Genomic DNA, 23,326 nt, shown 5'->3' on the forward strand with positions numbered 1-23,326 from the left:
GGAGCGTGCCGCCATGCCCGACACCTCGGCCCGGTCCGCCGCCCCCGATCCCGGGACGCACCCCGCGTCCGGCCTCCTGCGCCGGGCCCTCGCAGACGTCCGTTCCTCGCGCGCGCCGGGGCTCGCCCGGTACGTTCCCGAGCGCCCGTCGCCCTGGAGCGGGACCGGGCTGCCGTTGGCCGGGGGCGAGGTCCCCTCCGGGGCGGGTCGAGGAGCCGGGGGCCGGTCCGCGATCGACCTGGACCGCGTCCTGCGGCTCTCGCTGGCCGCTCCCACCGGCACCCCCGCCCGGCTGCGGCCCGTCCCATCGGCGGGAGCCCTGCACCCGGTGCGCGCACACCTGTTGATCGGGCCGGGGTGTTCACTGCCGCCCGGACGCTACGCCTACGACCCGCTCACCCACCGCGCCCACCCGCGCGGCCCGGCCCCCGACGGCGTATTCCCCGGAGCCCTCGTGGTCCTCACCGTGGCCGCGTCCCGCACCGTCGCGCACTACGGCCACCGGGCCTGGCCGCTGCTGCTGCTGGACACGGGCCACGCCGCCGCGGCCCTGGCGCTGGCCGGAACCCCGGCCGCCGAGGTGCTGGTCTGCCTCGACGCGGACGCCGCCCTGCTCTCCGCCGCCGCCGGACTGCCCGCCGCTCCGGACCGGTCGGGTGCCTGGCCCGGTACCGAACCTGAACTGCCGCTCGTGGCAGTCGGGTTGACGCCTGCGGGTGGGACCGCGGCCGCCCCCGGGATGCTGGTCGCCTGGGCCGGTCCGCCCGGTGCCCGTACCCCGTCTCCGCAGCCCGGCGCGGAGACTGCCCCGCTCGACGAACTCGCCGCGACACGGCGACTGTTGCATCACATCGCGGCGTCCCCCGGTCTCCCGGGCGGCACGTGGTGCCCGGCAGCCCGCCCGGGACCGGTGACCGACGAGGCCCTGGAAGCGCGCCGGAGCGCCCCGCCCGACGACCTGAGGCACCCGCCCGGCAAGGACCTGCTCGCCCGGCTCCTGACCACCGCCCGGACAGCACTGCCGGACGGGCCCGCCTGGACCGCGGCGGTCGGCGGTGGCGACCCGGCCCTGTACGAGAAGTCTCCCGGCGGCAGGGGCCTGGACGTCCGAGCCTCCGGGGACGCGCGTCCCACCCTCGGCCGCTGGGCCGCCGGCCAGCGGTGGATCGGCTGCGCGGGCGCGGTGCTCCTCGCTCACGGCTGCCCCGGGGGCGCACCGCCGGCCGCTGTCCGCACCAGCCACCTCGCCGCCGGGTACGCGGCCGGAGCGGTCCAGGCCCATGCCACCGCACTGGGCCTGCGCTCCCGGCCCATCGGCTCCTGGCAGCGGGCGGACCTGGGCGCGGCCCTCGGCGAGCCTCCCGGACGCGACTGGATCGTGCACGGCCTGGCGGTGGGGGCGCCGCCACCGCCAGGCCCCGCCGCTCCGGGCTTCGTCCTACGTCCCCCAACGCCCGAAGCGCCGCCTGCCCCGACGGCACCCGACACAGCGACGCCGACACCCGCCGCCCCGGCGGCTCCGCCCGGCGAGGAAGAACGCCCATGATGCTCCACCCCGAACTCCTGCGCGCCGCGAACACCGCGCGCCGCCCGCTCGGTCTCGCCACCGCACTGCTCGCGGCGGTCACCGCCACCCACCTCGCCCAGGCGGTCCTCCTCGCCCTCGTGCTCGCCCGAATCGCCCGGGGGGAGACGGCCGCCCTCGCTCCGCTGCTCACGGCCGTGATCGCCGTCGTCCTGGTCCGTGCCGCACTCGGCCGTGCCCAGCGCCTGACCGCCGTCACGGCGGGAGCCGCCGTACGGGTCGGGCTTCGCGACACCCTGCTGGAGCGGCTCGGCGCGCTCGGCCCCACCGCGATCACCGGTGCGCGCGCCGGAGCGGTGCGCGCCACGCTGGTGGACGGCGTCGAGGGCGTCGACGCGTACGTCTCGCGCTATCTGCCCCAAGCGCTCATCACCTGCGCGGTACCTCCGCTGCTGCTCGTCGCCGTCGCCCTCGTCGAGCCGTACGCGGCCCTCGCCCTCGGCCCCGCCCTGCTGCTCGCGCTCTTCGGGCCGCGTGGGTGGGACCGGCTGCTCGCACGACGGGGCAAGGAACACTGGGACTCCTACGAAGCCCTCGCCGCCGACTACCTGGAGGCACTTCAGGGCATGTCGACCCTGCGCGCCACCGGCGCGGTGGGCCGCGTACGGGAACGGCTGGAGCGGCGGTCGGCCGCCCTGCACCGGACCACCGTCGCCAAGCTCCGGGTCTCGCTCGTCGACACCGGCCTCACCGACCTGGCCGTCCAGGGCGGCACGGCCGCCGCCGTTCTCGTGGCGTGCACGTCGGCGGCCACCGGACGTACCGCCGCCACCGGCACCTACCTCCTGCTCCTCCTCGCCTCCGAGTGCTTCCGCCCTGTTCGCGACCTCTCCCGCGAGTGGCACGCGGGCTACCTCGGAGTGTCCGCGGCCGACGGAATCGCCGGCCTGCGCACCGCCGAAGCCGCCGTGCCCGACGCGGGCTCCGTGGCCGCCGCCTGGGAGAGCCCACCCGAGATCCGGTTCGAGGACGTGCGCTTCACCCACCCCGGGAGCGGGCGGCCCGCCCTCGACGGCGTCACCTTCACCGCCGCCCCCGGGCACACCACAGCCGTCGTCGGTCCGTCCGGGGCCGGGAAGTCGACCCTGCTGAGCCTGTTGCTGAGGCAACGGGACCCGGACAGCGGCTGCCTCACCGTCGCCGGGACGGCCACCGCCGCGTACACCCTCGCCTCACTGCGCCGAGGCATCGCCGTGGTCTCGCAGGACACCTACCTCTTCCACGCCACGATCGCGGAGAACCTGCGGATCGCCCGCCCGGCCGCCACCGACGAACAACTGCGAGCCGCCGCCCGTACCGCCGGGATCGACCAGGAGATCGCCCGGCTGCCGGACGGTTACGCCACTCTCGTCGGCGAACGCGGCGCGACGCTCTCCGGCGGACAGCGCCAACGGCTGGCCCTCGCGCGGGCGTTGCTGGCCGACGCCCCCGTCCTGATCCTGGACGAGGCCACCAGTGCGGTCGACGAACGCGGCCAGGCCCGTATCGTGCGGGAGCTGTCGGCGGCCGGCCGCGGACGCACCTGCGTCGTCGTCGCCCACCGACTCGACGCCGTACGCCACGCCGACCACATCGTCGTCCTCGACGCGGGCCGCGTCGTCGCGGCGGGCGACCACACCACCCTGCTCGCGGGCGGCGGCGTGTACGCCTCGCTCGTCGCGGCCGGGCGCACCGCACAGGAGGACCGCGCCGCATGACCCCGTCCCCGTCCCCGGCCCTTGCCCCGACCGATCCCGCCCGTCCCCGCGGCGCCGGTCCCGCCGCCCCCGACGATGCCAGAAGCGGCGCCCTGCGCTCACTCCTCCCGGTCCTCGGCGCGCACCGCGGCACCGTCCTGCGCACCTGCGTGGCCGCCCTCGTCGATCAGGCGGCCCTGGTCGCCCTCGTGACCCTCGCCGCGTACACAGTGGGCACGGCCGTCACGGAGCACCGCCCGCCGACCCCGGGGACCGTCGCCGTCCTGATCGGGCTCGTTCTGCTCCGGGCCCTCGCCACCTGGCGGGAGATGGACCTCTCGCACGACCTCGCCTACCGGGTCCTCGCCGAACTGCGCGTCCGGGTCTTCGACGGGCTGGCCGGCAGCGCCCCCGCCCGGATCGCGGGCCGGCGCAGCGGCGACCTCGCGGCCACCGCGCTCGGGGACGTCGAGGCGCTGGAGTTCTTCTACGCCCACGCCATCGCCCAACTCCTCGCTTCCGGTGTGGTGTTCGCGGTTTCGGCCGTGGTGCTGGCGGCCCTCGGCCCCTGGCTGCTGCTCGCCGTCCTGCCCGCCGCGCTCCTTCTGATCTGGACGCCGCTGTTCGAAGCGCGCGGACGGGCCGAACGCGGGGCGCGGACCCGGAGCGCGCTCGCCGAGGTGTCCTCCGAGACCGTGGAGAGCGTTGACGGCCTGGGTGAACTCCTGATGGCGGGGGCGCTGAACCGCAGGCGGGCCCGGCTCCGGTCCGCCGGGCGCGGGCTCGCCCGCGCCCAGCGCGCCGAACAGTCCTGGGAGACCGGTGCGGGCGCGACCCGCGACCTGCTGGTCGTCGCCGCCGTCATCGCGGTCGTGACGGCCGCCGCCCACGCCGCGTCCGCCGGACGTCTGGACGGGGCGTGGGCCCCGGCCGCCATGGCACTCGCCCTGGGAGCCCTGGCCCCGGTTGCCGAATCGGCGGCCGCACTCGGCCGGGCCGGGGGGCTGCGCGCCGCCGCGGCACGGGTCCGGGCCGCCGTGCACGCCCCCGCCGGAGCCCCCGCACCCACCGCCCCCCGCCCCCTGCCGGCGGGCCCGCTGGGCCTGCGGCTGCGCGGAGTCCGGTTCGGCTACGGGGGAGAGGCCGTGCTGGACGGCGTCGACCTGACCCTCCTGCCGGGCGAGACCGTGGCCCTCGTCGGAGCGTCCGGGGCGGGCAAGTCGACCTGCGCACACCTCCTGGCGCGGTACTGGGACCCCGAGGCCGGCGCCGTGGAGCTCCTGCCCCCCGTCCCGGCCCACCCGGTGGACCTGCGGGACCTCACAGAGGACGATCTGCGTGCCGCGGTCTCCGTGGTGGGGCAGGAGGCCCCGCTCTTCCACGGCACCCTCGCCGAGAACCTCCGCCTCGGCGCGCCGGACGCCACGGCGGACGAACTGGAAGCGGTGACCGGGATCTGCGGCATCGCCCCCATCGCCGCCGCCCTGCCCGACGGTCTGGACACCGCCGTCGGCGAGCGCGGCGCGACCCTGTCCGGCGGCCAGCGCGCCCGGGTGGCCCTGGCCCGGGGGCTGCTGAGCCGCCCGCGCGTGCTCGTCCTGGACGAGACGACGGCCCATCTGGACCACCGGGGCGACGCGGAACTGTCCCGGGCGCTCGCGGCCGACTCCGCCACCCGGACGACCCTGGTGATCGCCCATCGCCCGGCCACGGTCCGCAGGGCCGACCGGATCGCGGTCCTGGACGGTGGGCGCATCGTCGAGGAGGGCACCTGGGACGAGCTGATCCGGGCGGACGGGCCGCTGACCCGCCTCTTCGCCCACGAGGAGAGGCCTTAGCCCGAGAGGAGAGGCCTCAGGAGGTGTCCTGTCGATCGGGCCGGATCAGGGAAGGGGCTGCTCCGCCCAGATGATCTTCCCTCGGGGGGTGTAGCGCGTGCCCCACCGATGGGCGAGCTGCGCGACCAGGAACAGCCCGCGCCCGCCCTCGTCCGTCGTCCTGGCGTGCCGCAGCCTCGGCGAGGTGTTGCTTGCGTCGGACACCTCGCAGGTCAGCGCCGACTGGAACAGCAGCCGCAGCCGTACCGGCCCCGCGGCGTACCGGATCGCGTTGGTCACCAGCTCGCTGACGATCAGCTCCGTCGTCATCGACAGCTCCGCGAGCCCCCACGCCTCCAGCTGGCGGGAGACCTTGGCCCGGGTCTCGCCGACCGCCGCGGGGTCCACGGGCACGTCCCACGAGACCAGGTGATCGGGGCTCAGGCGATGCGTCCGGGCGAGGAGGAACGCGATGTCGTCCGGTTGCGGTACGGGCAACAACTCCTCGACCACCGCCGGACACAGCTCCTCCAGTGGCATCCCGTCCCGCGACACCGCCCGGCCCAGCCGCTCCATTCCGCGTTCGAGGTCCTTGTCGGCCCCTTCGATGAGCCCGTCGGTGTAGAGGCCGAGAAGGCTTCCCTCGGGGAGCTCGATCTCCAGGGACTCGAAGGGCAGCCCGCCGAGTCCGAGGGGCGGTCCGGAGGGCAGGTCCGGGAAACTGACCGTGTTGTCCGGTGTGACGACCACCGGCGGCGGGTGACCGGCCCGCGCCATCGTGCAGCAGCCGTTCGCCGGATCGTAGACGGCGTACAAGCAGGTGGCCCCCACCACCGTCGTCCCGCCCCGCTCCGCCGGTCCCCCCGCGCGCTCCTCCTCGCTGAGCCGCAGGACGAGATCGTCCAGGCGCGCCAGCAGCTCGTCCGGGGGAAGGTCCATGTCGGCCAGCGTCTGTACGGCGGTGCGTAGCCGGCCCATGGTCGCGGCGGCCCCGATGCCGTGCCCGACGACATCGCCGATGACCAGGCCGACGCGGCCGCCCGACAGCGGGATCACGTCGAACCAGTCGCCGCCGACCCCGTCCTTCGCGTCCGCCGGAAGGTAGGAGGACGCCACGTCCAGCGCCGTGCCGCCGCGCAGCGTGTGCGGCAGCAGGCTTTGCTGGAGCACCAGTGCCGCGGTGTGCTCCCGGGTGTAGCGGCGGGCGTTGTCCACGCACACGGCCGCGCGCGCCACCAGCTCCCGGGCGGGCGCCACATCGTCCTCGTCGAACGGCACCGGATTCTGCGACCGCATGAAGGTGGTCAGTCCCAGCACGGTGTCGCGCGCCCGCATCGGTACGGAGATCAGCGAGTGCAGCCCGAACTCCCGGAGCCGGGCGGCCCGCGCGGGCTGCTCCACCGTCCACCCGTGGCTGTCCGGGTCGAGTGCCGGGAGCAGGACCGGGTCGCCGTCCAGGAGGAAGCGCGCGTCATGCGGCGGCGGCACGAAGTCGACCGCCTCCCCGACCCGTACTACCGCCTCCGGGCAGCCTTCCCGCACCGAGCTCATGCCGGCCCGGCGCATGGCCGGCCGCTCGCCCCCGGCCGGCGTCATCGACCCCGGCCGGTCGCCGCCGAACGGGTTCTCCAACAGGTCGACGAAGACGAAATCCGCGAACCGGGGCACCGCGGAGTCGGCGAGTTCCTGCGCCGTACGCTGTACGTCCAGGGTGCTGCCGATACTCGCTCCGGCCTCGTTCACCAACGCCAGCAACCGGCGCGCGTTCCACCGGTCGGTGACGTCGAGGACCAGGTAGCCGACGCCGATCCGCCGGTCCCGGGCGTCGGCCAGCGGGAAGAACGAGCTCGCGTACGCCCGTCGGCGGTGCGGATCGGCCCAGCTCCAGCCCAGATACTCGTAATCCGTGATCGCCTCGCCGGTGATCAGGACCTGCCGCATCAGCCGCTCGATGGGCGTCGCCAGTTCTCCGGGCAGTACCTCGCTCGGCCGGCGGCCCAGACGCTGCTCCCGGGGCACGCCGCCGAACCGTTCCAGGGTGTCGTTCAGCCAGAGATAGCGCAGGTCGGGGTCGAGTACCGCCATCCCGACCGGCGACCGGGTCAGGAAGTCGTCCAGCACGGACCCGCGCATGGTCCAGTGCGAGGTGAGTTCCCGCCCGGACACCAGGAAGCACTCTCGCCCGGCGATCAGGAACGAGGCGGTGGCCCGCACGTCGATGTCCAGCGACCGGCCGTCCCGGGACCGCAGGGTGACCAGCCCGCTCCACCCCGAACCGGCCCGGCAGCGGGCGGCCACCGCGGCCGTGCGCCGGGCATCCGCGGGGCCCGTGAGCAGCAGGGCGGCGGACCGGCCGACCACCTCGGCCGCCGGATACCCGAGCAGCGCCTCGGCACCGCGGGTCCAGCCGACGACCGTGCCGTCCCCGGCGATCACCGCCGCCGCGCCGTCGGTCATCCGCGCCGGTTGCCGCCCGTCCCCGGAGGGCAGCGGGCCGGGCTCCGCAGGGGAGCCCTCATCGGCGGATGCCATTGCACCTCACCACCCTCTGTAGGTTTCCATGGTCGCTCGTTGCCCCGGTCCGCGCCCGGTGCGGGGTCCGGGGCAAGGGCTGTCCCTCGTTCGGCGGCGTGACGGAGCGGGCTGTGAGCGCGTTGGTGGTGGTGACAAGCGGTTGCTTGTCCACCTGCCCCGCGCTGGACCCGTGTGGGTGGACGGCTCCGGCCCCGACAGGAGGGCCGGAGCCGTTTCCATGCCCGGGATCAGAAGCGGAAGCAGATCTCGCGCTTTCGCAGCCACGAGCCCAGCCAGTCGCCGGACGGGATGGGGACGCACCACCTGCGGGTGGGTGGCGACTCGGCCCCCGGCGGCGTGGGCGAGGGCGCCACAGCGGACGGCAGGACGGACGGCGGGACCGCCGGGGTCGTTGCCGGATCGGTCGGAGTCGGCGTCGGAGTGGCAGCCGGCGCAGGAGTGGGAGTGGGAGTGGGCGTCGGGCTCGGCGCGGGTGCGGTCGGGGCGGCCAGCTCGGTCAGCATCGTCCGAAACACCTTCGAGGACCGCGGGTTGCTCCCGCACTGCCAGACGCCGTGCGGGCAGTAGTCCGTGACCGTCTGGTAGAGCGGCTTGTGCCGGTCGATCCACTCCAGCATCCGCCGCATGTACTCGGGGTTGTCGCCGTTGCGAAAGAGCCCCCACTCCGGGAACGAGATGGGCTTGCCGTGCTCCGCGGCGAAGTCGACGTGCTTCTGGAGTCCGTAGGGGTCGGTGACCTGGTCGTCGAAGGTCTCGCCGGGCGGCTGGTCGTAGGAATCCATCCCGATGATGTCGACGACGTCGTCGCCCGGGTAGCACTGGGTCCACGGCACCGCGTCCCGCCCCCGGCTCGGCGTGAAGTCGAAGCGGAAGTCCTGACCGGGCACCGCGCGCATCGCCGTGACGATCCGCTCCCAGTACGCCTTCCAGGACGCGGGATCGGGGCCGCACCGATGGGTGTACGTGGTGCCGTTCATCTCCCAGCCGAGCACGATCACGGTGTCGGGAACGCCCAGCCCCACCAGGCGCTCCGCGAGGCGCTCGAAGTGCTGGTCGTAGTCTCCGGCCGCGCCGGCCCGGAGCAGGGTGCGGACCTCGTCGTCCGGGACCCGCTCCTCGTTGCGCTCCAGCATCGGCACGTTCAGGACGAGCATCCGTTCCGGGTCCGCCTGTCTCCAGTCCGCCCAGGCGTCGAGGAAATCGGGAGCGCCTTCGATGTTCACCCACAGATCGCCCGGCAGGTACGTGTGTCCCACCCGCAGCTCCGCCCCGCCGAGCCAGCGCGACAGCTCGGCCATCCTGCTGACCCCGGCGGGCCCGTAGTCCAGATACGCGCCGTGTGCCGTGCTGCTCGCCGCCCCCGACGGACCGGGGGCGGCGCCGTCGACGGAATCGGTGCCCGGCGGTGACTGGCCCGCGATGCCGCCACCCGCCAGGAGGCTGAGAGCAGCCGCCGCGATGCACGAAACGATGAGACGGCGCTTAGCCGGCATTACTCCTCCTGGCTGCGGTGAATTCCGGCCGGTTCGGCCGGATAGGGAGAGAGTCGCATCATTGTGTACCGGAGGCACGTGTAGGAGTCCATTTATCGTATTCGGCGTTGCGGGCGTGCCGTTCAGGTGAATGTGGGGCCGAACGTGAAGGGCAGTGATCCGACGCGGTTGTCGAAATTCGAGTCGACCAGTTCCGGATCTCCCAGATCTCGCATGACGGGACGACGGCCGATCAGTTCCCGGAACAGCGACGTCATTTCGAGGCGGGCCAGATGGGCTCCCAGGCAGTGGTGCGGGCCCCCGCCTCCGTAGCCCAGATGGGGATTCGGCGACCGGGTGATGTCGAAGCGATCCGGATGAGTGAAAACCGCGTCGTCGCGATTGGCCGACGCGTAAATGAGGGCGACTTTCTCCCCCGGAAGGAACGTACGGCCGCCCAGTGCGCATTCTGCGGTGACGGTCCTGCGGAACTGGATGATCGGTGTCGAATGCCGCACGATCTCGTCGACGGCGCCGCCGATGTAGCGGTCGAAGTCCGACCGCAGCAGCTCCCGCTGCTCCGGATGCCGGTCGAGCAGGAACAGCCCGTGCGCGATGGCGTTGCGGGTCGTCTCGACCCCGGCCACCAGCAGCAGCGAGAAGAAGGCCCCGAGCTGCCGCCCGGACAGCGCCTCGCCGTCGATGTCCGCGCTGACGAGCGCCGAGACGAGGTCGTCCTCGGGGTGCCGGCGCCGTTCCCGGGCGAGCCGCCCCATGACGATCTGCATCCGGGCCAGCGATGCCAGCCCACGGCCGGGAATACGCAGCCGGCCCCGGCGCTCGACACCGACGTGCTCCGAGGCGTGGTAGATCTGCTCCGCGATCCGCGCCCGGTAAGGCTTCGGGATGCCCATCAGGTCGCAGATCACCTCCAGCGGCAGCCGCGAGGCCGCCGAAGGCATGAAGTCCCGGGGGCGCTCGGCGATCAGCTCGTCCACCAGCAGCGCGGCGAGCCGGCCGACGTTCTCCTCGACGTCCGCCAGCAGCCGGGGGGTGAACCGGCGCGAGATGATCCGGCGCAGCGCGGCGTGCTCGGGGCCGTCCATGTTGACCATCGAGTTCCCGAACAGCGCCTTCGCCCAACCGGCCGGCTCCGGGGTGGTGACCCCCGGAGCGCTCGCGAACACCTGGGGCGTGCGGCTCGCGGTCCGCACGTCCGCATGGCGCACCAGGGCGTGGAACGGCTTGCCGGCGGTGCGCGCGGCATCGGCCCGGGGAGTGAACAGGACCGGCGCGTCCAGCTCCCGCAGCAGGGCGAAGGCCCTGAGCCTTACGGGGCGCGGCAGCTGCCAGAAGGCAGGGTCGGCCAGATCGACGTCCGCCGCGCGCAGTACGCGGTCCCCGGACAGCTGGTACGGAACGGGCATGCCCATCACCTCCACGGTTCGCCAGGCCATGGTCCGGCCCGCCGGCCGCGAGGGCCGCATCGACGCGGCCCGTCGCTCCCGATGAACCCGCACCCTCACGCGTTTGACGGAACGGAACCGCCGTGTGGGCGCTGTACGCCGCGCGCACGAGAACTGTTTCGCCCCCGCCTCGTTGTCAACATCGCCATCAGAAGCACCTCGAACGAGTTAACGAGTAGATGAGGCGAGTGAACGAGAGGCAGGTAGTCACCTCATGAGCCCCACCCCCGCGAAACCCGGAGGTCCCCGCGTTCCCTCCCGCCGGATCGTCCTGCGCGGAGCCTTCACCGCCGCAGTGGTCACGGGCACAGCGGGCGCTCTGCGCCCGCTGCTCGACCGTGAGGAGGCCGACGCCGCCCGGTCCCGGCCCGTGCGCGAGGCGCCCGCGTCCGGTTCCGGATCCCGCCCCGTATCCCCTACGGACGAGTTCGCCGAGATGTACCGGGGCCGGGAGATCAGTGGGACGGCGACCGTCGTCGTTCCCGCCGGCGCCCCGGACGACGACCGTGTGAGGGTCGCCGCCGAACCGGGCGCCGAGATCCGCATCGACGGCAGGCCCCTGCACGTCATGAGGCGGGCGGACGGCACCTATCTGAGCGAGGTCCGGCACTACGAGTCGTACCCGACGCTGCTGGAGACGGCCCGTGCCGCCGTCGACGAGCTCGGCGCCGCCCAACTCGCGCACCCCGCCGCGCACCGCATGTGAACCAGGAGGACCAGTACCGGTGTACACCCGCAAGAACCAGCGCGATCTCACGCGCACCGAAAAGCGCCGGCTCGTCGACGCGATCCTGAAACTGAAGCGCTCGGGCCGCTACGACGACTTTGTCGTCACGCACCGGGAGTACTACGTCATGGACACCGAGAGGCGGCCTCGCCCGGCGCACATGACATCCTCGTTCTTCCCCTGGCACCGCCAGTACCTGCTGGAGTTCGAGAAGGCGCTCCAAGGCGTCGACGCGGGCGTCAGCGTCCCGTACTGGGACTGGACCCAGGACAACAAGCCGACCTCATCGCTCTGGGCGGAGGATTTCCTCGGCGGCGACGGCAGGACCGGCGACCGCCAGGTCACCACCGGAGCGTTCGCCTACGGTGCGGGCAACTGGAGCGTCGGCAAGGGCGTCACCGACGAGCACTACCTCACCCGCAACTTCGGCAGACCCGGTCGCGACCCGGTCTCCCTCCCCACCGAGAACGACGTGGCGCGGGTGCTCGAGGACCCCGTCTACGACACCGAGCCCTGGAACAGCGTCTGCACCGAGGGCTTCCGCAACCGCGTCGAGGGGTGGGGGATCCAGGGCGTGCGCGGAGTGGGCCTCCACAACCAGGTCCACCAGTGGGTCGGCGGCCCGATGGCGGGCGCGGCCTCCCCCGAGGACCCGGTGTTCTGGCTCCACCACTCCTTCATCGACCTGCTGTGGGACCGGTGGCGCAAGGCCCACCCGAAGTCCGCCTACCTGCCGGGCCGCAAGCCCGCCTCGCCCGGCCCCGACCGCGATTACGTCTTCGGGCTCGACGAGGCGATGCCCCCCTGGGCCGTGACCCCGAGGAAACTCCTCGACCACGGCAAGCTCTACCGCTACGCCTGAGCCCGGACGAAGGAACGGCCGACCCCTCCGAGTGGAGGGACCGGCCGTTCCGGAAGCTACGGGAGATCAGCGGCCGTAGCCGTAGCCCCCGTTGCCGTGGTGACCCGCGTCCGCGTTGACGCAGGTGTTGCCGAAGGCCGGGTTCAGCAGACCGATCACGTTGATCGTGTTGCCGCAGACGTTCACCGGCACGTGCACGGGGACCTGGACGGCGTTGCCCGAAAGGACGCCGGGGGAGGCCGCGGCGAGTCCCTGCGCACCGGCGTCCGCGGACGCCATGCCGGCGCCGCCGGCGATCAGGGCGCCGGTGCCGGCCATGACAGCGGCGACCTTCGTCATACGAGACATGGAGAACTCCTTGTAAAGAAGGGGGTGTGCTGCGGATGCGAGGCCCGCACCCCCTGACAACGCGACAGACGCCGGACGGTAACGGATCGGCTCATAGGTGATATCTCCGACGCGCCCGTCCGGCGTACGCCCGGCGCGTCAGCGCCCGATCACCGGCAGCCCGCTCAGCCGCTCGTGCCAGTCCCGCGCCGCCGGGAACCGGGCCTTCACGTTCTCCACCGCCCGCTCCCGTACGGCCACCTGCGACTCGCGCAGCCGCAGCAGCGGCTCCAGGCCCGGCCGTGCCAGCAGCAGCCGCTGGTTGACCACCGGCACCGGTCCCCAGTGGTTCTTGTACCGCTCCGCACCGCGCAGCAGGCTCAGCACCGTGCGCCCGCTGTCCGAAGCCTGCTGGGCGACCTCGCGCAGCAGCATCGTCGACACATCGACCTTCTGCTCGCGCAGCGCCGGATGCGCACCGTACAGATAGCCGCCCGTCAGCTGCCCGGACTGCAACGACAGGTTGGACGCCACCACCTCGCCGTTCAGCCGGAACTCGGTCATGGCCGCCGTACCGTCCCCCACCATCCGCCCCACCGACCGGATCAGATGGTCCGAGAACCGCGCCCGCAGATGCTCGGGGTTGACCGCCCGGCCCTCCCACTGCCGTTCGTGCAGCCGCAGCAGCGTGCCGATCGCGGCGGGCACGCCGTCCCGCGGGATCCGGTGCGCCTGGACCCCCAGGGCGTCGACCTTGCGCAGTTTGGAGCGCAGCCGCTGACCCCGCGAGCCCGTCAGCCGCGCCACCGCCTCTTCCAGGGGCTCGGCCGGCAGTTCCATGCACGTCGAGTCCGTGAGCCGGCTCCGCGCCCCGGCCCACCGCCCGAACAGCAACTGCGCCGACGCGTCGGGCCTGACCTCCCGCAGGTCCACCACGGTGTGCCGGGCCGCCCGGTCCAGACCGCGCCCCAGCGCCCCCACCGCGTAACCGGCTTCCTCCTCGTCCAGCAGGATGTCGAAGAAGTCGGAGATCGCCCCGCCCATCGGGACGAGCAGCGGCATCGGACGGTGCACCAGCATCAGCGGCGCCGCCCCGATCAGCCGCCCCGCCCGGCGGACCAGCAGCACCCGCAGCCGGCCCTCCTGGCCGTAGGAGATCCACCACGAGTGCAGCCAGGCATGACTCTGGAACGGGGTCGCGGTGGCGCAGCGGCGGTGCAGCGCGTCCCACTCCCCGGCGAGCGCGCCGAACTCCCCGAAGTCCCGGCACAGGGTCACGGCGAGGCCGCCCGCCCGCAGCCCCGTCATCGGACGAGCTCCCGGTCGTCCTGGGCGACGCTGCCGCCCTCGGCCGTCGGACCGGGGACCTGCGCCGAGACGCGCCAACCCGCCCGGTGCGGCCGCACCAGCAGCACGAGACCGCCCAGCAGCCCGCCCGCGGCGGCCCCCACGGCGGCGCCCAGCGGCACGGACGGCGAGACCGGCTGGTCCGGCGTCATCGCATGGGTGAACTTGATCAGCTTCACCCCGGTGTCCTTGGAGACATGGCCGCTGCTCACGATGACGGCCTCGATGACCGCGTTGGCGATGTCGGCCGCCTTGCGCCGGTCCTCGGACGTGCCCGTCACCGCGATCATCGGCGAGTCCGGAGAGGTCTCCGAACGGACGTGGGACCGCAGCTCACGCACCGGCTCGCCCGCCGCACCCTGGGCGTACGAGAGCGTCGCGTCGCTCGTCGTCAGCCGCCCGTACGACTGGGCGTACCCCAGGGCCGCCGAGGGGTCCGTCACCTCCTCGGCGACCGCCATCGCGTAGCTGGTGGCCTCGTACCGGGGCGCGGCGAGCGCACTGTACGAGAGCCCGGACGCGGTGCCGATCAGCACGGAGACGGGCAGTGGCCACCAGTGCGGCAGCCGGGCGAGGGCGGTGCGCAGCCGACGGACGACGACATGTCGCTGCTGCTCGGGTGACTCGGTCATGAAAGGGCTCTCCGGTTCGGTGGGGCGGTGTCGAGGGCGTACGCGTACACGTCCATCAGGCGCTCGCTGCTGCGCCTGATGTCGTAATGGCCGACGGCCCGGGGCGGCGGCTGCCGGCCCGCTCCGGCCTGTATCCGCTGCCGCAACCGGGCGGTCAGCTCCTCGGGGCTCCCGGCGATCCGGGTGGCCGCGGGGGCGTGGGCGGCGGGCAGGTCGTCGATGGCCGGGCAGGCGTCGTGGAGGACGGGCAGCCCTGCGGCGAGCGCCTCCACGGCGGCGAGACCGAAGGACTCCTCGCGGGACGTGGAGACGAAGGCGTCCACGGCGCTCAGCAGCGCCGGAACACCCGGGACGGGACCGTCCCCGCGCTCGTCGCACTCCCCGAGGAACCGAATCCGGTCCACGGCCCCCAGGCGCAGGGCCAGCGCTCGCAGCGCCCCGGCCTGCGGACCGTCCCCGGCCAGCAGCAGGCGGGCCTCCGGCAGAGCCGCGACCGCGCGGATCAGCACGTCGAACCGCTTGCCCGGCACCAGCCGCCCGACCCCGCCGACGACGAACGCCTCGTCGGGGATGCCCAGTTCCGCCCGGACGGTTGCCCGAAGTCCCGCGTCGAAGCGGAACCGGTCCGCGTCGATGCCGTTCGGCACCAGCCGGATCCGGTCCGCCGGTACCCCCCAGTCCCGCAGCCGGCCGGCCACGGTGGAGGAGACGGCGACGGTCGCCGCCCCGAGGCGTTCGGTGGAGAGGTAGAGGGCGCGGATGGACCGGGTGAGCGGGCGGCCCTCGATCTCGGCACGCCCCAGGGAGTGCTCGGTCGCGACGGTGGCCCGGTTCCCGGCGAGCCGGGCCGCGACCCTCCCGTACACACAGGCCCGGTACAGATGTGTGTGGACCACGTCGTAGCGGCCGTCCCTGATCAGCCGGGTCAGCCTTCCGACGGCCGACAGGTCCCGGTTGCCGCGCATCCCGAGGTGGGTCACCCGGACGCCGTCGGACCGCAGCTCCTCGGCCACCGCCCCCGGGTTGGTGAGCGTCACGACATCGCACTCCACCGGCAGATGACGCAGCAGCAGCCGCAACTGCCGCTCGGCGCCGCCGACCCCGAGCCCGGTGATGACGTGCAGCGCCCTCACCGCGGACCCCCAGCCCGCACAGGCCCGGACGCACGGGAGCCCGCGCCGGGCGCCGCCACCTGCCGCAGCCCGTGCCGCAGGTCCTTCGCCCACAGGCGCACGCCCCGGTCGGCCTGGCTGATGTGGGTGCGGGGCAGCGCGAACCGGCCGAGCAGCGGGCCGGGGGCCAGAGCGCACGCGTAGCCGTAGCCCGCCGAGCGCGCGGCCTCGGTGACCCGGCGGTCGAGGATGCCGTACGGGTAGCAGAAGCCCTCCGGGAGCGACCCGGTGAGATCGCCGATCAGCTCCCGGCTGTGCCGGGTCTCCCGGCGCAGCTCCTCGGCCGGCAGCTCCGTCAGATCCTGGTGGTACAGACCGTGCGAGCCGACCTCCATGCCCGCGGCGGCTACCCGCCGGACGCCGTCGTGGGTGAGCAACGGCTTGCGCGGGCCGAGCGGATCCCACTCGTTGACTCCGCCCGGCCGACCCGGCAGGACGAAGACCGTCGCCCGGAAGCCGTGCCGGCGCAGCACCGGCAGCGCCTCGTCGAGGAAGTCCGCGTACCCGTCGTCGAAGGTCAGCCCGACCAGCCCGCGCCGCCCCGCGTCCCCCGCGCGCAGCAGCTCGGACACCCCCACCCCCGTCAGCCCCCGGGTGCGCAGCCAGGACAGCTGCTCGTCGAGGCGCCCGGGGGAGACGGTGATGCCGTACGGATCGTCGCTCGGGTCCGTCACCGAGTGGTAGGTGAGGATCCACGGCTGACGGCGGGTGTGCGGGCGGAGCCGGGACGAGGGAGCGTCGGGGCAATGTGCCGAGGATTCAGCGGCCATCAAGGAACCTCCGTCGGGTGAGTGCCAGCAGGGATACGACCTCGGGCGAGCGCAGCGCGAGCCCGGTCAGGAAGAACACGGCGGGGACGAGGAGACACCCGGCGGCCAGACTCAGCACCGGATCGGGGACGAGAGGGGCGACCGCCCAGCCGACCGCGCCCGCCGCCAGCGACGCCCCGGCGAGCCGGCCCAGCGAGAGGGCCACGGCCCGCGTCCGGATCGGTACCACCCGGGTGCCGAGGCCCATGAGGAGCAGCAGTGCCGTCGTGCTGATCCCGATCGCGTTGGCGCTCGCGATGCCGTCCACGCCGAAGCGGTACGTCAGGGCGTACCCGGCCCCCATCGTGACCAGTAGCCCGGTGCCCATGGCGAACGCCGGGAACCAGGTGGGCCGCCCGGACGAGAAGAACGGCCGGCTCAGCGCGCCGACCAGGCAGTGCCCCAGGAGCCCCAGCGCGTACACCCGCATGACCTGGGCGGTGGACGCGGTGTCGGCGGCGTCGAACGCACCGCGCTGGAAGAGCACCTCGATGATCTGGGGCGCGTAGCCGAGGACGACCGCCGTGCCGAGCAGCACCACCATCCCGGCCAGCACCAGGTCCCGTTCGACGCGCAGCCGGGCCTTCTCCCGGTCCCCCGCGGCCATGGCCTGCGCGACCACCGGGAAGGTCACCGTGCAGATCATCAGCGACAGCACCATCGGCATCTGCGCGACCTTCTGCGCGTAGTTGAGATGCGAGATCGCGCCCGCCGGCAGCGTGGAGGCCAGGAACCGTTCCACCAGTACCTGGGACTGACGGCTCACCACGAACAGGACCACGGGGGCCAGGACCGCGAAGCCCAGCAGCGGAGCGGTCCGCGCGGACCGCTTCCGGTGCCGCCCGAACCTCGGCAGCCGGGGCCGCGCGAGCGGTACGAGCCGCAGGAACATGGGCAGTTGGGTCAGGATCATCAGCACACTGCCGACCGCGACCCCCACCGCCGCGGCCCGCACGCCCCACGCCGCGTGCAGGGCGAGCGTCATCCCGATGATGCCGAGGTTGTGGGCGGCATAGACCCCGGCGGGCGGCAGGAAGCTGCGGTGCGCGCGCAGCGCGGCGCTGAAGTATCCGGTGATCCCGAAGGTGAGGACGGTGACCGCGGTCAGCCGTGTGCAGTCCACGGCGAGCCGCGGATCGGCCAGGCCCGGGGCCAGCACACCCACCACCCACGGGGCCCCCGCGATCAGCAGCGCCGCGCCGCAGGAGAGCAGGAGGAACAGACGAGGGAAGGTGGCCGCCACCAGATCCCGTACGGGGTCGGAACCGGGAGCTTCTCCGGCCCTGGCCCGCCGGGTCAGGGCCAGGCTGAACGCGGGGATGAGGAGGAGCGCCATCCCGTCCTCGATCAACAGCGTCGCCGCCATCTCGGGCACGGTCCAGGCGATCAGGAAGGCGTCACTCGCGTCGCTCGCCCCGAAGTACCGGGCGATGGCCTGGTCCCGCACCAGACCGAGGACGGCCCCCAGCACGGTCAGCACCGCGGTGCCCGCCGCCGCACGGGCGAGGAAGGAGCCGAGCCGGGGTGCCTCGCCGCCGGCGATCTCCGGCGCGACACCGGGGGAGAAGGGCCTTTCGGGTCCTCCTCCCGGGGCCGGGAGCAGCGCCGGGGCGGCCGTGTCCGCGCGACGAGGCTCCGCCTCCGTCCCCGTACCGGTGTCGCTCATCCGGCGATCACCCGGTTCGGCCCGGCCAGCGCCCACCAGGCGGCCAGCCCCAGCACGACCCCGCTCAGAACCGTGGTGGGCCCGCCGATGTCCGCGTACAGGAAGTTGACGCTCTGCCAGGTCATCAGGGCCACCGCCGCCAGCCCGCAGTCCAGGGCCGCGTGTCCGTGTGAGCGGGCGACGCACAGTCTGCGGACCGCGCCGGCCAGGATCGCCGCCCAGCTGCCGACGAGCGCGGTCAGACCGATGAGGCCCTGCTCGCTGAGGACGAGGAGATACATGTTGTGCGGGGAGAGGAGCGCCTGCCGACGGAACTGCCGGCCCGCCCCGGCCGTGTCGCTGCCGGAGGAGAGCCCGATGGAGGCGTGTCCGTCACGATGGCCGGGAAAGCCCTTGAGGCCGACCCCGGCGGCCGGCCGCTCCCGCCACATCGCGCCCGCCGCGCTCCACATCGCGTAGCGGTCGCTGACCGACCGGTCCGGGGTGCTGGTCACCCGGGTGACACTGGCGGCCCGGTCCGCGATCATCTCGGAGCCGACGCCGAACCCGCCGACCAGCACCACCCCGGCCGCGCCCAGCACGGCCAGCGACGTCAGCGCCTGCCGCCGCCCGGTCAGCGCCAGGACGACGAGGACCGCGGCGACCGTGGCGATCCACACTCCGCGGCTGAACGACAGCGTCAGGGGCACGATCAGCGCGACGGCGAGGACGGCGGCGCACGGCCGCAGCCAGGCCGGGGCGTTGCGCGGTGTACGCAGGGCACAGGCCGTGGCGGCGAGCAGCCCGTAGGCGACGACGGTCGCCATCCCCATGATGTCGCTGGGCCCGAACGTGCCGACCGCCCGGATGTCCTCGCCCATGTACGAGGCGCCGGTCCCGGTGGCGTACTGGTGGACGCCCGTGACGCCCTGGACGACCGCCAGGAGGACGAGCGAGCCGCCTACGATCCGGAACCCGTGGGCGTCCCGAAGCAGTAGACACACGGCGATCGGTACGAGGACGAAGACCTGGAGATAGCGGACGAGCCCCGGCAGGGCCGCCGCCGGGTCCGCCGCCGTGACCGTGGCCACCGCGAAACCCACGGCGGGCAGGCCCAGGACCAGCGCGGAGGTGGCGCTCAGCGGACGCTGACGCAGATACAACAGCCGCCCCACGCACACCAGCACCGCGAGGCCGGAGGCCACATCGGCCGGGCCGCCCCCACCGGAGGCCCCGGAGGGCAGGGCGGGCAGCAGGACGGTCGCGACCAGCGGCAGGAGCGGCCAACGGCTCAGCCAACCTCGGGGCCCGGCCGCCGTCGACGGCGCGGGCGGGGTCAGGACAGCGGCCATGATCAGCTGCCTCCGAGCCGGAACAGGGAACCCGCGGTACGCGCGAGCACGCACGCGTCCTGCCACAGCGACCAGGTCTCGATGTAACGGTTGTCGAAGCGGGCCCGCTCCTCGATCGAGGTGTCGCCGCGCAACCCGTTGACCTGGGCCAGCCCCGTGATGCCCACGGGCATCCGGTGGCGGGCCTGATAGCCGGGGTGGGAGCGGCTGAACTGCGCCACGAAGAAAGGGCGTTCGGGCCGCGGGCCGACCATGCTCATATCGCCGCGCAGGACGTTCCACAGCTGCGGCAGTTCGTCGAGGGAGGTCCGGCGCAGCACTCGGCCGACCCGGCTCATCCGCCCGTCGGAGGCGACGTTCCAGCGGGTGGCGGACTCCTGGACGTCGGCGGGCCGCAGCGTACGGAACTTCAACAGGACGAAAGGGCGCCCGTGCCGGCCGACGCGTTCCTGGCGGAAGATCACGCCCGGCCCGTCGGAGAGGCGCACGGCCAGGGCGCAGGCCGCCATCACCGGTGCCGCCAGCAGCAGCCCTGCCGTGGCCAGGACAGCGTCCATCGCCCGCTTCGCCCCGTGGCCGACAGGACGGTTCGTCCCGTCGTGCAACGGCTGGACGGTAAAGCCCCACAGATGATCGGGGCGGTCTTCCGCCGGGTGCCCGGCGACAGCGCCGGGACCGGTGACGAGCCACACCCGGCAGCCGTGTCCGGTGAGCAGGGTGAAGAGAGCGGCGCCGTCCGGAGTGGCCTCGGGCGGGGCCGTGAACACCGCGTGCCGCACGCTGTTCTGCACGACGGCCCGCCCCACCTCCTGGGGCGAGGCCAGGACCGGCAGCGGCACAGCGTCGCAACCCGCCTGCTGCTCCTCGTCCCCGGACGCCGGGGCGACCAGTCCTACCGGCCGCAGCCCGTAGGCGGGGTGGTCGTACAGCGCGGCCGTCACCTGACGGGCCGGCGGCCCCTGGCCCACGACCAGCGTGGACAGCGGACGGCGGGCGGCGGCCCGCCGCCGCGCCCGGTACACGGCCGCACGTCCCGCGCAGGTCAGCGCGGTCTGCGTGGCGGCCCCGTACGCGAGCACCGTCCAGCCGATCGCCTGTTGCGGGGCCCAGGCGTCCAGCACCTCCTTGGTCACGTACCACTGGAGGAGGGTGAGCCCGAGGAGGGCGGGGAGTTCGGAGAGGACCGAGGGGGACAGCCGCATCCCGTACAGGCGACGTCGGGCGAGGAACAGTACCTGTGCCACAGCCTGGGCGGCCACCAGCAGCCAGGGCCACGAGACCGGGACGACCAGGGCGAACGTCACGGCCGGGGCCAAGGCGTCCGCGCACAGGAGCGGCGCGAGACGGCCGTACCGGATGGTTCGACGCTCGCCGGGCTGCGCCTGCGCACCGCCGCCGCTTCTTCGCGGCGGATGAACCGTGTGAGCCTGCAGGGCTGTTGCCTGACCAGCGCCGGGAACCGGTGCACTCTCCATCGTCATCGCTCGGTGCGCTTCCTCGTCGTGGGGCCGGACTTGCCGACAAGTTCCTGGTAGAGACCGGCAACCGCCCCCGCGGTCCGTCGGACGTCGAAGGACGCCCGGGTGTGGCGTAGGGCCCGGCGCGACAGCGCCTCGCGCAGTTCCGGGTCGGCGAGCAGCGCGGTCAGCGCGGCGGCCAGTGCCGCCGGATCCTCCGGCGGCACCAGACAGTGGTCCTCGTGGCCCGGTGGCAGGCTCTCCCTCGCCCCGTTCACGTCGGTCATCACGACGGGGCGCCCGCAGGCCATCGCCTCCAGCGGGGCCAGTGCCATGCCTTCCCAGCGGGAGGGCAGCACGAGGACGTCCGCCGCGCGGATCCACGGCCGCACGTCCTCACAGGCTCCGGTGAACAGCACGCCCGGTGGGGCCGATGCCTCCAGGCCGTCCCGGTCGGGCCCGTCTCCCACCAGTACCAGGCGGGCTCCGGCCACCTGCATCCGACGCCAGGACCGCAGCAGCACGTCCTGCCCCTTCTGCCGGGTCAGCCGGCCGACGCAGACAACCAGCGGGGCGTCCCGGCCGACGCTCTCCAGTAAGGGCAGCGAGCCGCGGGCCTCCGCCCGGTCCCTGCTTCCGCCGGGACGGAAACGGTCGAGGTCGATGCCGTTGTGGATGACCGACCAGCGGGCGGCGATACCCGCCTCCTGCCCGGTGCGGCGTTCGGACTCGCTGACGCACAGGATGTGATCGGCCCAGCGCGCACCGAACCGCTCCCAGCCGAGCGCGAGTTCCGCGGTGCGACCGCCGACGGCCTCGAACGACCAGGCGTGCGGCTGGAACACGGTGGGGACCCGACCACGTACCGCGATCCGGCCGGCGAGTCCCGCCTTGGCGCTGTGGGCGTGCACCACGTGCGGGCGGCATTCGCGGACGATCCGGCGCACGGCGGCCACCTCGCCGGCCAGCCGGGGCCCGGGGGCGCGGGTGGCGGACCAGCCGTGGACCTCGGCGCCCGCGGCCGCCGCCCCGAGGGCCAGCGGGCTCCCGGGCGGGCAGGCCACCACCGGGCGCAGCCCGGACCCGGCCTGGGCCCTGACGAGATCGGTGACGACCCGGGCCACTCCGCCATCCACGGGCTGAACCACATGAAGGACCGTCAATGGGCTTTCTTCAGTACGACGCATGTGCAGCACGCACGGCTCTCTTCGCTCAATCCGGTGAGTAAAGCCGATGTGCACTTTGACAGAGTTGTGGCGAAATCGTGCGCGTGACTCGCTCATACGACCACAGGGGGATGACGCGAGGAAGAGAGCCGTTCGAGTGGTCGTGCGGCAGATCGGCGAATGACCTAGGGTCTTTTACAGGCAGCCGACGAAAGGGCTTTCCGGGAGTCCCTGTACGGAATTACGGGGGTTCTCCGTGTGTATCCCGCCGCTTATGGTGTCAGCCTTGTCCGGCACGTCGCACTCCGCCGGTCGCCACACCGGATGGCCGCACCATCTATCTGTCTACTAAGGGGTTTCCCGTAAATAATATCCGGGTCGGCGTGACGTGCCTGGGCGTTGTCGGCCGTCCTCCTGTCCGGCGATGGCGAGGTTGTGCGGGCGCGCGCTGCTGAGCTCGGCTCGGTGGACATCGTCGCCTCTGAGTCGGCAGCCGCCCCTGCCGCCTCGGCCGGCGTCAGCGCTCACCTGGCCGCAACGCCCGCCAACCCGGCCGACGGTGACCACACGCTTCAGGCCGTTCTCGTGGTGGCGAACGGAGTGGCGAAGGAGACGTTCGCGGCGCGCGCCACGATTTCCACCTCGTCGCCCAGAGCCCATTCCGCGACCCGTGACGCCATAGCCGCCGGCACCACGTCACTGATGTCCGGCGCGGCCGGAATGTCGTACGTGGCGTGGGCGTCATGGGGCATGACGACCCGGTAGTCCAGCTCCAGGGCCCGGCGGGCGGTGGCGAGCACGCACATCTCCGACATCACCCCGCACACGGCGAGCGCCCGGACGCCCGCCGCCGTCAACTCGGCCTCCAACGAAGTCTCCTCGAAACCGTCGTCCTCGTTCTTGCGGATCACCGTCTCGGCCGGCCCGGTGCGCACGGGCAGGCGCAGCTCCCATCCGGGCGTCCCCGGCTCGTCGGGCTGTCCGGCCGCGCCGTCGTTCTGTAGATGGACGACGAACGCCCCGGCCTCCCGGGCCCGCTCGATCAGATCCGTCACCCGGTCCAGCAGCCGGGTCGCGTCGGGCACGGCGGCGTCACCCGCGACGAACGCCGACTGGACGTCGACGACGAGCAGCGCCGTTACGGGGGCGGGGAAGGCTGTCATGTCGGGGGAGTCCTCACGTTGTCGCGGCGGGTGCGCGGGTGAAGGCCCGCCCGGAGCTGATCGTGCCGTACGAAGGACTGTGGCCGCCCGCCGATTTCCGGCGGGCGGCCACGGGG

The 23,326-nt window shown here is 73.6% G+C and carries 18 protein-coding genes; 5 read left to right on the forward strand and 13 right to left on the reverse strand.

Features of this window, described 5'->3' with window-relative positions; translation table 11 throughout:
- Positions 1-13 precede the first annotated feature (13 nt).
- The 3 genes from ACZ60Q_RS12140 to ACZ60Q_RS12150 are packed head-to-tail and all read left to right on the forward strand — an operon-like array spanning position 14 to position 5,099.
- Positions 14-1,546 (forward strand): nitroreductase family protein, encoded by a 1,533-nt coding sequence (locus ACZ60Q_RS12140; RefSeq protein WP_469632085.1) that lies wholly within the window; start codon positions 14-16, stop codon positions 1,544-1,546.
- Positions 1,543-3,282, forward strand: coding sequence for an ABC transporter ATP-binding protein/permease (locus ACZ60Q_RS12145; RefSeq protein WP_469632088.1), 1,740 nt, complete (start codon positions 1,543-1,545; stop codon positions 3,280-3,282). The genes ACZ60Q_RS12140 and ACZ60Q_RS12145 overlap by 4 nt, the downstream gene beginning before the upstream one ends.
- Positions 3,279-5,099, forward strand: a complete 1,821-nt coding sequence (locus ACZ60Q_RS12150; RefSeq protein ID WP_469632092.1) for an ABC transporter ATP-binding protein — start codon at positions 3,279-3,281, stop codon at positions 5,097-5,099. The genes ACZ60Q_RS12145 and ACZ60Q_RS12150 overlap by 4 nt, the downstream gene beginning before the upstream one ends.
- Before the next feature lie 45 nt (positions 5,100-5,144).
- On the opposite strand, the gene ACZ60Q_RS12155 is transcribed toward ACZ60Q_RS12150, so the two are convergent.
- The 3 genes from ACZ60Q_RS12155 to ACZ60Q_RS12165 all read right to left on the reverse strand — a co-directional run bounded on the left by ACZ60Q_RS12155 (position 5,145) and on the right by ACZ60Q_RS12165 (position 10,512).
- Positions 5,145-7,610, reverse strand: a complete 2,466-nt coding sequence (locus tag ACZ60Q_RS12155) for a SpoIIE family protein phosphatase (protein ID WP_469632095.1) — start codon at positions 7,608-7,610, stop codon at positions 5,145-5,147.
- A gap of 230 nt (positions 7,611-7,840) precedes the next feature.
- Entirely contained in the window at positions 7,841-9,106 is a 1,266-nt protein-coding gene (locus ACZ60Q_RS12160) for a glycoside hydrolase family 26 protein (RefSeq protein WP_469632097.1), read from the reverse strand.
- Positions 9,107-9,228: 122 nt separating this feature from the next.
- Positions 9,229-10,512, reverse strand: coding sequence for a cytochrome P450 (locus ACZ60Q_RS12165; protein ID WP_469632098.1), 1,284 nt, complete (start codon positions 10,510-10,512; stop codon positions 9,229-9,231).
- A gap of 253 nt (positions 10,513-10,765) precedes the next feature.
- Here ACZ60Q_RS12165 and ACZ60Q_RS12170 point away from each other — a divergent pair, with 253 nt between their 5' ends.
- Both ACZ60Q_RS12170 and ACZ60Q_RS12175 read left to right on the forward strand, forming a co-directional pair.
- A complete protein-coding gene (locus ACZ60Q_RS12170; RefSeq protein WP_469632100.1) occupies positions 10,766-11,257 on the forward strand; it encodes a tyrosinase family oxidase copper chaperone in 492 nt (163 codons plus the stop codon).
- A gap of 19 nt (positions 11,258-11,276) precedes the next feature.
- A complete protein-coding gene (locus ACZ60Q_RS12175) occupies positions 11,277-12,140 on the forward strand; it encodes a tyrosinase family protein (protein WP_469632102.1) in 864 nt (287 codons plus the stop codon).
- Between the two features lie 66 nt (positions 12,141-12,206).
- Here the strand turns inward: ACZ60Q_RS12175 and ACZ60Q_RS12180 are convergent, their stop codons facing one another.
- From ACZ60Q_RS12180 to ACZ60Q_RS12225, 10 genes are all read right to left on the reverse strand, one after another.
- Positions 12,207-12,488 (reverse strand): chaplin, encoded by a 282-nt coding sequence (locus ACZ60Q_RS12180; RefSeq protein WP_469632104.1) that lies wholly within the window; start codon positions 12,486-12,488, stop codon positions 12,207-12,209.
- A gap of 138 nt (positions 12,489-12,626) precedes the next feature.
- Positions 12,627-13,775 (reverse strand): GNAT family N-acetyltransferase, encoded by a 1,149-nt coding sequence (locus ACZ60Q_RS12185; protein WP_469632105.1) that lies wholly within the window; start codon positions 13,773-13,775, stop codon positions 12,627-12,629.
- Positions 13,772-14,446, reverse strand: coding sequence for a YveK family protein (locus ACZ60Q_RS12190; RefSeq protein ID WP_469632108.1), 675 nt, complete (start codon positions 14,444-14,446; stop codon positions 13,772-13,774). The genes ACZ60Q_RS12185 and ACZ60Q_RS12190 overlap by 4 nt, the downstream gene beginning before the upstream one ends.
- Entirely contained in the window at positions 14,443-15,579 is a 1,137-nt protein-coding gene (locus ACZ60Q_RS12195) for a glycosyltransferase (protein WP_469632110.1), read from the reverse strand. The genes ACZ60Q_RS12190 and ACZ60Q_RS12195 overlap by 4 nt, the downstream gene beginning before the upstream one ends.
- The gene (locus ACZ60Q_RS12200) at positions 15,576-16,388 is read right to left on the reverse strand and encodes a polysaccharide deacetylase family protein (protein ID WP_469632112.1); all 813 of its coding nucleotides are present in this window, start codon (positions 16,386-16,388) and stop codon (positions 15,576-15,578) included. The genes ACZ60Q_RS12195 and ACZ60Q_RS12200 overlap by 4 nt, the downstream gene beginning before the upstream one ends.
- On the reverse strand, positions 16,378-18,093 hold the full coding sequence (gene murJ / locus ACZ60Q_RS12205) for a murein biosynthesis integral membrane protein MurJ (RefSeq protein WP_469632114.1): 1,716 nt from the start codon (positions 18,091-18,093) through the stop codon (positions 16,378-16,380). The genes ACZ60Q_RS12200 and murJ overlap by 11 nt, the downstream gene beginning before the upstream one ends.
- Complete coding sequence (locus tag ACZ60Q_RS12210; RefSeq protein ID WP_469632116.1) at positions 18,090-19,424, reverse strand: O-antigen ligase family protein; 1,335 nt, start codon at positions 19,422-19,424, stop codon at positions 18,090-18,092. Before ACZ60Q_RS12210 ends, murJ begins: the two co-directional genes overlap by 4 nt.
- A 2-nt stretch (positions 19,425-19,426) precedes the next feature.
- The gene (locus tag ACZ60Q_RS12215; protein ID WP_469632119.1) at positions 19,427-20,905 is read right to left on the reverse strand and encodes an exopolysaccharide biosynthesis polyprenyl glycosylphosphotransferase; all 1,479 of its coding nucleotides are present in this window, start codon (positions 20,903-20,905) and stop codon (positions 19,427-19,429) included.
- Positions 20,902-22,077: a glycosyltransferase gene (locus ACZ60Q_RS12220; RefSeq protein WP_469632122.1), complete on the reverse strand. Its 1,176-nt coding sequence runs from the start codon at positions 22,075-22,077 to the stop codon at positions 20,902-20,904. Before ACZ60Q_RS12220 ends, ACZ60Q_RS12215 begins: the two co-directional genes overlap by 4 nt.
- A 542-nt stretch (positions 22,078-22,619) precedes the next feature.
- Positions 22,620-23,210 carry an isochorismatase family protein gene (locus tag ACZ60Q_RS12225; protein WP_469632125.1) on the reverse strand — a complete coding sequence of 197 codons (591 nt, stop codon included), beginning with the start codon at positions 23,208-23,210 and terminating at the stop codon, positions 22,620-22,622.
- Positions 23,211-23,326: the final 116 nt, after the last annotated feature.

Source organism: Streptomyces sp. NPDC104313 (assembly GCF_055583985.1).

Excerpts from the sequence above, each read along its gene's own strand:
- murJ (WP_469632114.1), bottom strand. The coding sequence starts at position 18,093 with ATGAGCGACACCGGTACGGGGACGGAGGCGGAGCCTCGTCGCGCGGAC.
- ACZ60Q_RS12190 (WP_469632108.1), bottom strand. The coding sequence starts at position 14,446 with ATGACCGAGTCACCCGAGCAGCAGCGACATGTCGTCGTCCGTCGGCTG.
- ACZ60Q_RS12150 (WP_469632092.1), top strand. The coding sequence starts at position 3,279 with ATGACCCCGTCCCCGTCCCCGGCCCTTGCCCCGACCGATCCCGCCCGT.
- ACZ60Q_RS12160 (WP_469632097.1), bottom strand. The coding sequence starts at position 9,106 with ATGCCGGCTAAGCGCCGTCTCATCGTTTCGTGCATCGCGGCGGCTGCT.
- ACZ60Q_RS12225 (WP_469632125.1), bottom strand. The coding sequence starts at position 23,210 with ATGACAGCCTTCCCCGCCCCCGTAACGGCGCTGCTCGTCGTCGACGTC.
- ACZ60Q_RS12165 (WP_469632098.1), bottom strand. The coding sequence starts at position 10,512 with ATGCCCGTTCCGTACCAGCTGTCCGGGGACCGCGTACTGCGCGCGGCG.
- ACZ60Q_RS12180 (WP_469632104.1), bottom strand. The coding sequence starts at position 12,488 with ATGTCTCGTATGACGAAGGTCGCCGCTGTCATGGCCGGCACCGGCGCC.
- ACZ60Q_RS12145 (WP_469632088.1), top strand. The coding sequence starts at position 1,543 with ATGATGCTCCACCCCGAACTCCTGCGCGCCGCGAACACCGCGCGCCGC.
- ACZ60Q_RS12215 (WP_469632119.1), bottom strand. The coding sequence starts at position 20,905 with ATGACGATGGAGAGTGCACCGGTTCCCGGCGCTGGTCAGGCAACAGCC.
- ACZ60Q_RS12140 (WP_469632085.1), top strand. The coding sequence starts at position 14 with ATGCCCGACACCTCGGCCCGGTCCGCCGCCCCCGATCCCGGGACGCAC.
- ACZ60Q_RS12170 (WP_469632100.1), top strand. The coding sequence starts at position 10,766 with ATGAGCCCCACCCCCGCGAAACCCGGAGGTCCCCGCGTTCCCTCCCGC.
- ACZ60Q_RS12155 (WP_469632095.1), bottom strand. The coding sequence starts at position 7,610 with ATGGCATCCGCCGATGAGGGCTCCCCTGCGGAGCCCGGCCCGCTGCCC.
- ACZ60Q_RS12200 (WP_469632112.1), bottom strand. The coding sequence starts at position 16,388 with ATGGCCGCTGAATCCTCGGCACATTGCCCCGACGCTCCCTCGTCCCGG.
- ACZ60Q_RS12210 (WP_469632116.1), bottom strand. The coding sequence starts at position 19,424 with ATGGCCGCTGTCCTGACCCCGCCCGCGCCGTCGACGGCGGCCGGGCCC.
- ACZ60Q_RS12185 (WP_469632105.1), bottom strand. The coding sequence starts at position 13,775 with ATGACGGGGCTGCGGGCGGGCGGCCTCGCCGTGACCCTGTGCCGGGAC.